At 59.5% G+C, this 12880-nt stretch carries 9 protein-coding genes and 2 rRNA genes (1 of these 11 only partly in view); 7 read left to right on the top strand and 4 right to left on the bottom strand.

Annotated features, from left to right (window positions below):
• Positions 1–50: 50 nt before the first annotated feature.
• The 4 genes from Q4I12_RS10535 to Q4I12_RS10520 are packed head-to-tail and all read left to right on the top strand — an operon-like array spanning position 51 to position 3782.
• Complete coding sequence (locus tag Q4I12_RS10535) at positions 51–422, top strand: holo-[acyl-carrier-protein] synthase (protein WP_168936343.1); 372 nt, start codon at positions 51–53, stop codon at positions 420–422.
• A gap of 2 nt (positions 423–424) precedes the next feature.
• Entirely contained in the window at positions 425–1993 is a 1569-nt protein-coding gene (locus Q4I12_RS10530; protein WP_302261520.1) for an NAD(P)H-hydrate dehydratase, read from the top strand.
• Positions 1994–2008: 15 nt separating this feature from the next.
• On the top strand, positions 2009–2533 hold the full coding sequence (tsaE, locus tag Q4I12_RS10525) for a tRNA (adenosine(37)-N6)-threonylcarbamoyltransferase complex ATPase subunit type 1 TsaE (protein WP_168936345.1): 525 nt from the start codon (positions 2009–2011) through the stop codon (positions 2531–2533).
• 25 nt (positions 2534–2558) lie between these two features.
• Entirely contained in the window at positions 2559–3782 is a 1224-nt protein-coding gene (locus tag Q4I12_RS10520) for an aspartate kinase (RefSeq protein ID WP_302261519.1), read from the top strand.
• A gap of 213 nt (positions 3783–3995) precedes the next feature.
• Here Q4I12_RS10520 and Q4I12_RS10515 read toward each other — a convergent pair whose 3' ends face one another.
• Both Q4I12_RS10515 and Q4I12_RS10510 read right to left on the bottom strand, forming a co-directional pair.
• On the bottom strand, positions 3996–4661 hold the full coding sequence (locus Q4I12_RS10515; RefSeq protein WP_168936347.1) for an HAD family hydrolase: 666 nt from the start codon (positions 4659–4661) through the stop codon (positions 3996–3998).
• A gap of 68 nt (positions 4662–4729) precedes the next feature.
• The gene (locus Q4I12_RS10510; protein WP_168936348.1) at positions 4730–5500 is read right to left on the bottom strand and encodes an HAD-IIA family hydrolase; all 771 of its coding nucleotides are present in this window, start codon (positions 5498–5500) and stop codon (positions 4730–4732) included.
• 248 nt (positions 5501–5748) lie between these two features.
• Between Q4I12_RS10510 and glpA the strand changes: the two genes are divergently transcribed.
• Genes glpA through Q4I12_RS10495 form a run of 3 tightly spaced genes read left to right on the top strand, consistent with a single transcriptional unit; the run spans position 5749 to position 9832 of the window.
• On the top strand, positions 5749–7356 hold the full coding sequence (gene glpA / locus Q4I12_RS10505; protein ID WP_302261518.1) for an anaerobic glycerol-3-phosphate dehydrogenase subunit GlpA: 1608 nt from the start codon (positions 5749–5751) through the stop codon (positions 7354–7356).
• On the top strand, positions 7340–8602 hold the full coding sequence (gene glpB, locus Q4I12_RS10500; RefSeq protein WP_302261517.1) for an anaerobic glycerol-3-phosphate dehydrogenase subunit GlpB: 1263 nt from the start codon (positions 7340–7342) through the stop codon (positions 8600–8602). The genes glpA and glpB overlap by 17 nt, the downstream gene beginning before the upstream one ends.
• Before the next feature lie 9 nt (positions 8603–8611).
• On the top strand, positions 8612–9832 hold the full coding sequence (locus Q4I12_RS10495; protein WP_240937741.1) for an anaerobic glycerol-3-phosphate dehydrogenase subunit C: 1221 nt from the start codon (positions 8612–8614) through the stop codon (positions 9830–9832).
• A gap of 574 nt (positions 9833–10406) precedes the next feature.
• Here the strand turns inward: Q4I12_RS10495 and rrf are convergent.
• Positions 10407–10521: ribosomal RNA gene (rrf, locus tag Q4I12_RS10490) — 5S ribosomal RNA — on the bottom strand.
• Between the two features lie 43 nt (positions 10522–10564).
• A 23S ribosomal RNA gene (locus tag Q4I12_RS10485) occupies positions 10565–12880 on the bottom strand; it runs 617 nt beyond the window's last position.

Genomic DNA, 12880 nt, shown 5'->3' with positions numbered 1-12880 from the left:
AGTGCGCAGTATAGCGTTTTTTTTCCTGAGCTTCAACTCCGGGGGCGGACATGCTGGTGGGACTGGGGATGGACCTGACCGATATCGGGCGTATGGAACGGGCCCTGCAACGCCATGGGGCACGTTTCGCAGCCAGGATCCTGGCACCTGCCGAACAGGAGGCCTGCCCGGAGCTACGTCCCGCCTTCGTGGCCGGACGCTGGGCTGCCAAGGAAGCCGCCGTCAAGGCCCTGGGCTGCGGCTTCAGCCTGGGGATCGGCCCACGTCACATCGAGATCCTGCCCACGCCGACGGGCAAGCCGGAGTTGCGCTTTACCGGCCCGGCCCTGGAGCGTGCCCGGCAGCTGGGCGTGCGCCATATCCATGTATCCATCACGCATGAACGAACCACGGCAGCCGCGGTTGTCGTACTGGAGGCCTGACAATGAACGGGGAATGGTGGTCCGCACTGCCGCCGCTGCCCCTGCCGCACGAGATGCAGCAGTGGGACAGGCAGGCCGTGGAACTGGGCATCCTGCCGGAGATCCTGATGGAAAATGCCGCGGCCGCGGCGTTCCGCCAGCTGAACGCCCTGTGCCCCCGGCTTGCGGAAAAGCAGGTCTGGCTGCTCATGGGCAGCGGCAACAATGGCGGCGATGCCGCCTGCCTTGCCCGTTATCTGCTTGATGCCGGAGCCTGCCCGCATGTTTTCCATACCCGGCCGCTGGAGCATTACCGGAACGAAACGGCATATCATCTTCGGACGGCCCGGACATGTGGCGTCCCCTTCCTTCCGGTGGCCGCGCTGACGGAGACGCCCCTCCCTCATCCCGACATCCTGGTGGACGGGCTGCTGGGCACGGGTTTTTCCGGCCAGCTGCGCGACGACGCCCGACGTCTGGTCTCCTTCGTGAACGAACTTTCTCCCCGGCCGCTGATCCTGTCCCTGGACGTACCGTCGGGCCTGGATGCCACCAGCGGCCTGCCCTGTCCCGAGGCTGTCAAAGCGGACATGACGGTCAGCTTTGCCGCCGCCAAGCCCGGCCTGATGCTGCCGTGGGCCCGTCCGTATACCGGGGAATGCCATGTGGGCCCCATCGCCATGCCTGCCAAAGTCCGGGAAGAAGGCCCCTGCTCTTTCCGCCTTCTGGACGGCCATGCCCTGACCCTGCTGCCTGCCATGACGGCCGCGAGCTACAAGAACACCTACGGGCATATCCTCGTCATGGGAGGACGCCCCGGCATGTGCGGTGCCGGACATCTGGCCGCCCGGGGGGCGCTGCGTAGCGGTGCCGGTCTGGTCACGGCAGCCATGCCCGCCGCCGGTGAAGATCAGGTGCGCATGGGCTGGCCCGAGATCATGACGCTGCCCCTGGGCGATCCCGGAAACAGGGATTGGCCCGCCCAGCTCCCGGACGACCTGCGGCAACGCCTCCACCAGTGCCGGGCCCTGGTCATCGGCCCCGGCATGGGGCGAGGAAAAGACAGCCATGCGTTTCTGGCAGCCCTGCTGAAAGAGCCTGAACGCCCGGCCTGTGTATTCGATGCCGATGCCCTGATGCTGCTGGCAGGGGATCCCGCTCTGCTGGCGGCCCTTGGCCCCGGAGACATCCTGACGCCGCACCCCGGCGAGGCCGCTGCTCTGCTCCACTGCCCGGGCAGTTCTGTCCAGCAGGACAGGATGGCGGCCCTGAAGGCCCTTTGCGCAGCCGTCCCCGCAGCTGTCGTCCTCAAAGGCGCAGGGACGCTGGTCGGCCAGCGGGACTGCCCCACAGGCCTCAGCCCCCTGGATGTCCCCCAGCTGGCCATGGGCGGTTCCGGCGACGTGCTTGCCGGTTGTACCGCGGCCCTGCTGGCTCGCTTGCAGGAAAGCCCCCGGGCGGCCCATCAGGCCGCCTGCCTGGCAGTGGCGCTACATGCCGCTGCCGGCCGGATACTGGCCCGTACCCATCCCCACCGGGGCAATGTGGCCAGCGAACTGGCCGATGCCCTGCCCCAGGCCATGACACTTTAACCGGATACCCCCGCTATGGATGCCTTTACCTTTGTGCTCGAATCCCTGGACGATACTGCCCGCCTCGGCACCTTGCTGGCCGGCATGATGCAAAACGCCCCCCAGGTGCGCGCCCTGCTTTTGCAAGGAGATCTGGGCAGCGGCAAAACGACCCTGACGCGCTCCCTGGTCGCGGCCCTGCCGGGTGGCGACCAGGCCGAGATCTCCAGTCCGTCCTTCACCATCTGCAACAATTATCCCACCTGCCCGCCTGTCCTGCACTGCGACCTCTACCGTTGCCCGGCCTCCCTTCCCGACGAAGTCTGGGACGCGCTGGACGCCGATGCAGGCATCTGCATCGTGGAATGGGCCCAGTATATCCCCGAAGCGGCCCTTCCCAAGGAATTTCTGGACATCCGGCTGGAGTCATGCGAAAAGGGACGATTCCTGACGGTAATGGCGCATGGGCAGGCGTCTCAGGCTCTGGCTCAGGAGCTGCATACAGCCTGGACCACATCCGGACGGCACGGCTCCCGGACGGATCTGCCCCTTTTTTCGTGAGACAGGTGCATCAATGGAATCTGGCATGAAAATCTTAGTTCAAAAATTCGGTGGCACTTCAGTGGCAAACCTGGAGTGCATGAAGAAAGTGCGCGAAAAAGTGCAGGCCGGGTTGAACAAGGGCTACAAGATGGTGGTCGTGCTTTCCGCCCGTTCGGGCGAGACCAACCGTCTGCTGGCCCTGGCCTCCGAGTGGTCCTCCACTCCGGACCCGGCGGAATGTGATTCTCTGGTCTCCACCGGGGAACAGGTCTCCATCGCGCTCTTCACCATGCTGCTCAAAGACGCGGGCATCCGCGCCCGTTCCCTGCTGGCATGGCAGATCCCCATCATTACCGATGACGACCACGGCAATGCGCGTATCGAATCCATCGACAGCCAGCGCCTGCGCAGCTATCTGGATGAATACGACGTGCTGGTGGTCGCCGGTTTCCAGGGGTGCACGGAGTCCCAGCGCATCACCACCCTAGGCCGCGGCGGTTCCGACACCTCGGCCGTTGCCCTGGCTGCCGCCCTGGGTTCGGTGGAATGCGAGATCTACACGGATGTGGACGGCGTCTATACCACCGACCCCAACATCTGCTCCAGCGCCCGCAAGATGGATCGTGTCGCCTATGAAGAAATGCTGGAAATGGCCAGCATGGGCGCCAAGGTGCTGCACATCCGTTCCGTGGAATTTGCCAAGAAGTACAAAGTGCCTGTGCGCGTCCGCTCCACTTTTTCCGACGACCCCGGCACGCTCGTTACCCAGGAGGACTCCAGCATGGAAGCTGTTCTTGTTTCCGGCATTGCCTATGATAAGGACCAGGCTCGTGTGACCCTGCACGACCTTCCCGACGTGCCCGGCGTGGCCGCCGCCATCTTCGGCCCCCTTTCCGAAAAGGGCGTGCTGGTGGACATGATCGTCCAGAACACCAGCCTTGACGGCCATACCGACATGACCTTCACCATCTCCCGCAAGGATCTCAAGCAGACCCTGGCCATCATGGAAGGAGTGAAGGAACGCACCGGCGCCACCGACGTGGTCTCCGACGTCAATGTGGCCAAGGTCTCCGCCATCGGTGTCGGCATGCGCAACCACTCCGGCGTGGCCGCCCGTGCTTTCTCCGCCCTGACCCAGGAAGGCATCAACATCCTGATGATCAGCACCTCCGAGATCAAGATCACCATCCTGATCCAGGAAAAGTACGTGGAACTGGCCGTGCGCATCCTGCACGACACCTTCGGCCTGGACTGGGACATCAACTAGTCCCGCTCCTGCCTGCCGGCTGACCGGCCCCGGCCAGCCGCCGGCAATACACCCCATACGATAAGAAAGCCCGGTATCCTGTGATACCGGGCTTTTTCTTTCTCATGCGAATGCTCGTAACAGGCCTTTACCGCGAAAAATCTCCTCTTCGTAAACTGATGCCTGTCACAGGAGCAGCGGCCTTTTTTCATCCACTTAAGACAGCGTCCCGCCCTAGTGGCGCATCTCGGCCCCCAGGGCCAGCAAAGTCGTCTGCAGATCCGTCATGCTCTGGCAGATATAGTCAGCATGGACGGACTCCAGTTCCTGACGGCTCCCGTACCCGTACAGCACGCCCACGGTCTTCATGCCTACGGCATGACCGCCGACCACGTCATGGAACCTGTCCCCCACCATCAGCGAATGGGACACATCCGCGCCCGTTTCCTGAAGGGCATAACGCAGCACATCGACTTTGTCGTTGCGGGCCCCGTTCAGCTCGGCACCGGCCACAAAGGAGAAGTAACGGCTCAACTGGAAATGATCCAGAATCTGACGGGCGAACACCTCCGGCTTCGATGTGGCCAGATGGATGCGGTGTCCCTGCTCGATCAGACGCTCCAGCATCTGGGGCACCCCGGGATAGACCTGATTTTCAAACATCCCCTGCCGCCGGAAGTACTCGCGGTATTTTTCCACCGCCAGTGCGACACGGGCGCTGTCTCCCGGAAAATAGCGGGCAAAGGACTGCTTGAGCGGCGGACCGATGAAGAAGAGCAGGCTGTCTGCACTGGCCCTGATCCCGAAATGGTTCAAAGAATACAGGACGGAATTGATGATGCCCTGCTTGGAATCGGTAATGGTGCCGTCAAGATCGAAAAAGAAAGAAGTATGGGCCATAGGCATACCGGGGGTTGCGACTACGAAGAATGCTGCCGGACGTTTTTATTACTATTGCCTCTTGCGGCCTACTGGTCAAGCAGTCCCAGGTGATCCAGCACCAGGGTCGGCTGGCGCTCCAGTCCGGGAAGGTCGGAACGCCGGGCTTCTCCGCTCAGGACCAGCAGGAAATCGATGCCGGCGTTCTCGGCCAGCAGCTTGTCGGTGGACAGCCTGTCGCCCACCATCAGCATGTTTTCCGGCGCATAACGCTGCAGCAGGCCGGAAAGCAGGGTCGCATCCGGCTTGCCGAAGATGCGCTCCGGTCTCCTGCCTGTGGCGGTGGCGTACAGGGCCAGAAAGCTGCCCACGTCCGGCAGGGGGCCTTCCGGAGAGGGACAGACCAGATCCGGATGCGTGGCCAGGAAGCGCACATCATCCTTTTGCAGCAGCAGCGCGGAACGTGACAGTTTTTCATAGGTCAGTTCCGTATCATAGGCCAGGATGACGGCCTGTGCGCCTTCTTCCTGCTGCTTCAGTTCGGGCATGCGCTGGCGCAGGTCGGAAACGAAATCCCGGTTGCCGACCACATACGCCGTATGGATGCCTTCCGTCTTCAAAAAAGCCACCAGCGGCGTCACCGGCGAGAGCAGCTGCTCCCTGCGGGCGGGGATACCCATGCCGTTCAGCTTTTTGATGTAGGTCTCCGGTGCCTTGGAGGTATTGTTGCTCAGGAAGAAAAAGTCCACATCTTCCCAGTGCCGCTGCACAAAGGCCACGGCCCCCTCGATGGGATTGTCCCCCATATAGATGGTACCATCCATGTCCAGAACGATGCAACGTTTGTCAGGAAGCCGCATGCCGTGTCCCCCAAGTTTCAAAAATGAAAAAAATGACGGCAAAACCGCGGCGCCCCCGTCCGGCACCCGCCGCCGTGCCGGGATTCTACACAGGCCGATGGCCTGCTGCAAGCGGCGTTTTTCACGCCTCTTGCCCATCTTGACACAACAATGTCCTGTAAGTAGAGGAAAGGGACGACTTCCCCGTATAACTTTCGCAAACGAAGATTCCAAAGCTATAATTGTCGCTCCTGTGAGCGGAGGACAGCGTGAAAGAAACCACAGTGATCATCATTGGCGGTGGTGCGACAGGTATCGGCATTCTGCGCGACCTGAGCATGCGCGGCGTGCCCGCCCTGCTGCTGGAACAGGGGGGGCTGGCCCACGGCACGAGCTCCCGCTTCCACGGCCTGCTGCACAGCGGCGCCCGGTACGCTGTCAGTGACAGCGAATCCGCCCGGGAATGCATCGAAGAAAACATGATCCTGCGCCGCATCGGCAAGCAGTGTGTGGAAGAGACCGAAGGCTTTTTCGTCCGTACCAAACTGGACGACCCGGCCTTCGAACCCGGCTGGGTCGAAGCCTGTGCCCGTGCGGGTATCTCCGCCGAGCGCATCGATGTGGCCGAAGCACGGCGGCTGGAGCCCAATCTGGCTCCCAATATCTGTTCTGTTTACCGCGTGCCGGACTCCTGCGTCGACGGCTTCCGTCTGGTCTGGCACAATGCCCTGTGTGCCCGGCGCTACGGCGATGACATCCTCACCTACCACGAAGTCATCGCCATCAAGCAGAGCAACGGCAAGGTCACGGGCGTCACGGCCCGCAACCGCATCACCGGCGAAGAACTGGACATCGCCTGTGAATACGTGGTCAATGCCGCCGGTTCCTGGTCCGGACAGATCGCCCAGCTGGCCGGTCTGGATGTCAGCGTGTCGCCCGACCGCGGGACGCTGATCGTCTTCAACCACCGCTTCACGTCGCGCGTGGTCAACCGCCTGCATAAAAGCTCCGACGGTGACATCTTCGTCCCGCACGGTTCCATCACCATCCTGGGAACCACGTCGACGCCTACCGACCGCCCGGACAACAATACGCCCACGACCGAGGACGTTTTGCGTCTGCTGGATATCGGCGAGCCCCTGTTCCCCGATCTGCGCTCGTACCGCATCCTGCGTGCCTTTGCCGGTACGCGCCCGCTCTACACCCCCAACAATGCCGTGGGCCGTGCCGCCAGCCGCAATTTCCACATCGTGGACCACAAGCAGGACGGCCTGGAAGGCATGGCCAGCATCTTCGGCGGCAAGCTGACCACCTACCGCCTGATGGCGGAACGGATGAGCGATCTGGTCTGCCGCTATCTCGGCAATAACGAGCCGTGCCGTACGGCGGAAGAACCCATCATGGCGGATCCCTCCCCCGAGCTGATGCAAAAAGCCGCCAAGGTCTTCCCGCTCAATGGCGCCGTCCTTGCTGCCGACCGTCTGGGCAGCACGTTTGCCGATGTGGTGGAAAAGGCCGCATCCGAAAAGGACAACGAACTGCTGTGCGAATGCGAGATGGTCAGCATGGCTGAAGTGGAATATGTGGCCCGCGACCCTGCCACCCACTCCCTGCATGATGTCCGCCTGCGCACTCGTCTGGGCATGGGTACCTGCCAGGGCACGTTCTGCTCCCTGCGCGCCATCGGCGCTTTGACCGAGCGCAATGTTCCCCTGGCCTTCTCCCCCACGGAAGACGTCTCCCAATTTTTGCAGGAACGCTGGCGTGGTCTGCGCCCGGCCCTGTGGGGCAAGCAGCTGAAAGAAATCGAACTGGGGCGTGCCATCTACGCGGCCACCCTCAATCTGGATGGAGCCGGCAATGAACAAGAGAAATAGCGACGTCCTGGTTATCGGCGCCGGCATGTCCGGCCTTGTGGCGGCCCTTGCCGCTGCCCGGCGCGGCCGCAAGGTCACTGTCCTTTCCCGGGGCGTGGGAGCGCTGGCCATCGGTAGCGGTTGCGTGGACGTCCTGGGCTATGTCAACGGCCAGGCTGTTTCCGGCCATCCGCTGGATGCCATCGAATCCCTGCCCGAGGCCCATCCTTATCGCCTGCTGGGACGTGATCGTGTGGCCGAAGCCTGCTCTTTCCTGGAAGAAATCTGTACCTCTCAGGGCCTGTCCCTGCTGCCCATGAAAGAGAACAATCGCCTGGTCCCCAGTATCATGGGCACCCTTAAGCCGAGCGGCCTGTGCCCTGCCAGCGCCGATGGCGATCTGCTGCTGAAGGCCAAACGAGTTGCCGTGGTCACCATCGAGGGCCTGCGCGACTGCCAGCCCAATCTGATCATCAAGCAGTTCCGCCGTTATCCTGCTCTCAGGAGCATCGAGTTCACCGAAGTCGTCCTGCCCTCGCCCCTGGGCAAGACGCACCGCAATATCACGGCTCTGGATCTGGCCCGCTATGTGGACCGTCCCGAAGGGGTCTTCTGGCTGGCCGATGCCCTGAAAAAAGCCTGCGGCCGACAGGACCTCATCCTGCTGCCGCCTGTGTGCGGCGTGCGCAACTTCCTTTGGAAAAAACTGGTGGAGCTGCTGGATTGCCCGGTGGTGGAAATGCTTTCCATCCCTCCGGGAGTCAGTGGTCTGCGTTTGCGCACCTGTCTGCTGAATGCCCTGCGCGAGCTGGATGTCACGCTGCTGGAAAATACGACGGCGATCCGTGCCGACGTCGCGGACGGGCATTGCCGCGGTGTGATCACCTCCGGTCTCGACCACGAACACGTTTATGCTGCTGATCAAATCATCGTGGCTACCGGTGGTTTCATGGGCGACGGATTCGAAGCGGAGCCCGGCAGGATGCAGGAAAGCATCTTCCAGCTGCCGCTCTGTCTGGAAAATGGCGAGATGCCTTCCGCCGATCCTTCTGACTGGTCGGAAGAAAACGTCTTTGCCCGCCATGCCTTCGCTACCCTGCGCGTCCGCGTCGATGCACAGCTGCGTCCCTGTTCTGAGGAAGGCTCGGTACTGCTGGACAATGTCCGTTTTGTGGGCCGCTCGCTGGGCGGCTATGATTTCGCTACTGAAAAAAGCGGTAACGGCGTGGCCCTTGCCACGGCCTGGTATGCCGCCCAATGTGTGTAAGGCAGGTGCATGATGGCTCTCAAACATCCCAATCCTGATGCCTGTATCGCCTGCACCACCTGTGTGGTACAGTGCCCGGTGGCCCAGGCCACCACGAACTTCCTTGGCCCCCGCATGATCGGTCCCGCCTATGAGCGCTTCCGCCTGCTGGGTCTTGCCGAAGAAGAATCCCTGCACTATTGCGCCAACTGCAAAAACTGCGACATCGCCTGCCCCCAGGGCGTCCCGATCTCCAGCCTGAACATGATGGCCCGTGCCGAGCAGTGCCGCAAAAAGCGTCCGCCCCTGCGGGACTGGATCCTTGGGCACGGCGAGCTTATGGCCAAGCTGCTGCGCTACGTGCCTGCCAAGCTGAAAAACTTCGGCATGCTCAATCCCGTGACCCGCTTTGCGCTGGACAAGCTGGGCATCTCCGCCAAAGCTCCCATGCCGGCTTTTGCCGAAAAAAGTTTCCGGCAGCAGCTGAAAAAAATCTGGCAGCCCCATACCAACAAGTATGTCGTCCTCTTCCCCGGTTGTTATCTGGATGTCTATGATCCGCAGACCGGGCTCGACCTTGTGTGGGTGCTGAACCAGGCTGGCTACCATGTCATCGTTCCCGAGGAATTCGTCTGCTGCGGTCTGCCCATGGTCGCCAACGGATTCTGGGATGACGCTCGCGCCAATGCCAAAAAGAATATCGCGGAACTGCAACGCTGGCGCAAGGAAGGCATCCCGGTCATCACCGGTTGCCCCAGCTGCGCGTTGATGTTCTCCTCCGATCTGCCGGAATACTATCCCGACCTGATGATCGATGGCGTCTCCACTACCCTGCTGGATGCCCAGGCTTTCCTGCTGGATTGCGTGGATAAGGGAGAACTGCGTCTGCCCGAAAAAACTGTGGACAGTTCCGTGGTTCCTTCCGAGCTCATCTATCACGCCCCCTGCCATCTGCGTGCCCAGGGCAACGGCCTGCCCGGCCTCGACCTGCTCCGCTCTCTGCCCGGCATGCATGTCAGCAATGCCGATGCCGGATGCTGCGGGATCTCGGGCAGCTATGGTTTCAAAAAGGAAAAGTATCCCATCGGCATGCAGGTGGGCTCCGCCCTCTTTGATGCCGTACGCAAAAGTCCGGCTCCCGTGGCCGCTTCGGAATGCGGCACCTGCCGTGTCCAGATCAAGCACGGTTCCGGCAAGGATTGTCTGCATCCGGTTTCCGTGTTGCGGCGCTGGATGGAAGCGGCCCGTTAATTAGGGATTCTTCCGAGGACAAAAATATAGTGACGAGGCCTCTGCATCATGCAGAGGCCTCTTTTTTTACAGCCAGATTTTCTTTTTGAAATCATATTATCAGCATATTCTTAAGAAATTTCACTGCCTGCTGCAGCTAAACTCAATGAACAGGAGAAACAACTTCCACATTGCCGCAACGAAGAGCCTGCCATATCAGCGTATATAAGATCTCAAAGTTTACATAATTATATGAAGAACGTCTTTCTTATGGGCTTAAACCTTGATCGCTTAGTAACCTGCGCTGCGTAAGCAGAAGGTACGCAGGGGATTTTATCGATACTGGAACTATTGTCTTATGGACTGGGTGTCTCCCACATCCCTTCCGACCTTCCGAGAAAAATTCCAGGCTCCCATTCTATCCCGGCAAGCACTCCTCCCTCTCCTTATGATGGGATCTGACAGACCATCCCGAAAGATCTACGATATTTCAAGGTACTATGAGCGGCCGTCTCCAAAACAAAAAAATCCCCGGCGGAGCGGGGACAAAAAAAGACCCCCTCGCGCTGAGAGCTGCAAGGGGGTCTCGAACAATCTTTGGCAGCGGCCTACTTTCCCACATGACGTTATGCAGTATCATCGGCGATGGAGAGCTTAACTTCCGAGTTCGGAATGGGGTCGGGTGTACCCTCTCCTCTATGGCTACCAAAGAAATTCGGCAAATTTATTGAAATAGGGTGGAAGGTTTTTTCGAGAAACAAGACGCACGGGCTATTAGTACTGGTCAGCTCCACCCCTCACAGGGCTTCCACCTCCAGCCTATCAACGAGGTCGTCTACCTCGGCCCTTCAGGACTTGCGTCAGGGAGAACTTATCTTAAGGCAGGCTTCCCGCTTAGATGCTTTCAGCGGTTATCCCTTCCACACATAGCTACCCTGCTGTGCCGTTGGCACGACAACAGGTCCACCAGTGGTGTGTCCATCCCGGTCCTCTCGTACTAGGGACAGGCCCTTTCAATTCTCCTACGCCCACAGAAGATAGGGACCAAACTGTCTCACGACGTTTTAAACCCAGCTCGCGTACCACTTTAAACGGCGAACAGCCGTACCCTTGGGACCTGCTTCAGCCCCAGGATGTGATGAGCCGACATCGAGGTGCCAAACCGCATCGTCGATGTGAACTCTTGGATGCGATCAGCCTGTTATCCCCGGCGTACCTTTTATCCAATGAGCGATGACCCTTCCATTCGGGATCACCGGATCACTAACACCTACTTTCGTACCTGCTCGAGATGTCTCTCTTGCAGTCAAGCTCCCTTTTGCGTTTGCACTCGACGGCTGGTTTCCAATCAGCCTGAGGGAACCTTTGCATGCCTCCGTTACATTTTGGGAGGCGACCGCCCCAGTCAAACTACCCACCAGACACTGTCCTCCTACCGGATCACGGCAAGGAGTTAGGGACCTGAACAAACAAGGGTGGTATTTCAACGATGGCTCCCTCCATACTGGCGTACAGAGTTCACAGCCTCCCACCTATGCTACACATGCAGGCTCAAATCCCAATGTCAAGCTATAGTAAAGGTGCACAGGGTCTTTCCGTCTTTCTGCGGGTACACGGCATTTTCACCGCGACTTCAATTTCACCGAGTCTCTGGCCGAGACAGTGTGGAGATCGTTACGCCATTCGTGCAGGTCGGAACTTACCCGACAAGGAATTTCGCTACCTTAGGACCGTTATAGTTACGGCCGCCGTTTACTGGGGCTTCAATTCGGAGCTTCGCTTGCGCTGACTCCTCCTTTTAACCTTCCAGCACCGGGCAGGCGTCAGTCCGTATACGTCGTCTATACGACTTGGCACAGACCTATGTTTTTAGTAAACAGTCGCCACCACCATTTCTCTGCGGCTTTTCAGGGCTCGACAGAGTGAATCGCTTCACCCTAAAAAGCACCCCTTCTTCCGAAGGTACGGGGTTATTTTGCCGAGTTCCTTGGCCAGAGTTCTCTCGAGCGCCTTGGATTATTCATCCCACCCACCTGAGTTGGTTTCCGGTACGGTTTGCGTGTCCTATACTTAGAAGCTTTTCTAGGCAGCATAGACTCAACAACTTCAGACCTTTCGGTCACGGACTCGCGTCTCAGGATAGAGAGAAGCGGATTTGCCAACTTCTCATCCCTACACGCTTGCACCGGGACAACCAGCGCCCGGCTTGCCTATCTTCCTGCGTCCCTTCATCGCGCGAACACACAAGTACGTGAATATTAACACGTTTCCCATCAGCTACGCCTTTCAGCCTCGCCTTAGGGGCCGACTAACTCCGGGAAGATTACCTTTACCCGGAAAACCTTGGGTTTACGGCGAACGGGTTTTTCACCCGTTTTATCGTTACTCATGTCAGCATAATCACTTCTCCACAGTCCAGCATGCCTTACGACACACCTTCAGCCCGTGAAGAACGCTCCCCTACCAGACCGCATTCGCGGAATTCAAAGCTTCGGTACTATGCTTAGCCCCGTTACATTTTCGGCGCAACGTCATTAGACCAGTGAGCTATTACGCTTTCTTTAAACGATGGCTGCTTCTAAGCCAACGTCCTGGGTGTCTCTACAACGTCACCACCTTAACCACTGAGCATAGATTTGGAGACCTTAGCTGTTGATCTGGGCTCTTACCCTCTCGACGACGGACCTTAGCACCCGCCGTCTGACTCCCATGGTACATCTGACCGGCATTCTGAGTTTGATAGGGTTTGGTAATCTGGTAGGACCCCTAGCCCTGTCAGTGCTTTACCTCCGGTAGACAATCCATGAGGCTATACCTCAATATATTTCGGGGAGAACCAGCTATCACCGGGTTTGATTGGCCTTTCACCCCTATCCACAAGTCATCCAAACCGTTTTCAGCCGGTATTGGTTCGGTCCTCCACAAGGTTTTACCCTTGCTTCAACCTGCTCATGGATAGATCACCCGGTTTCGGGTCTAATCCGCACTACTCATCGCCCTTGTCAGACTCGGTTTCCCTACGGCTCCACTTGCGCTTAACCTTGCAGTACAGATTAACTCGCTGACTCA

Source organism: Desulfovibrio piger, assembly GCF_951793255.1.
In the GTDB taxonomy this organism is placed as follows: domain Bacteria; phylum Desulfobacterota; class Desulfovibrionia; order Desulfovibrionales; family Desulfovibrionaceae; genus Desulfovibrio.
Note: the sequence above shows the minus strand (reverse complement) of the source record. Positions and strands in the feature narration are given on the sequence as shown.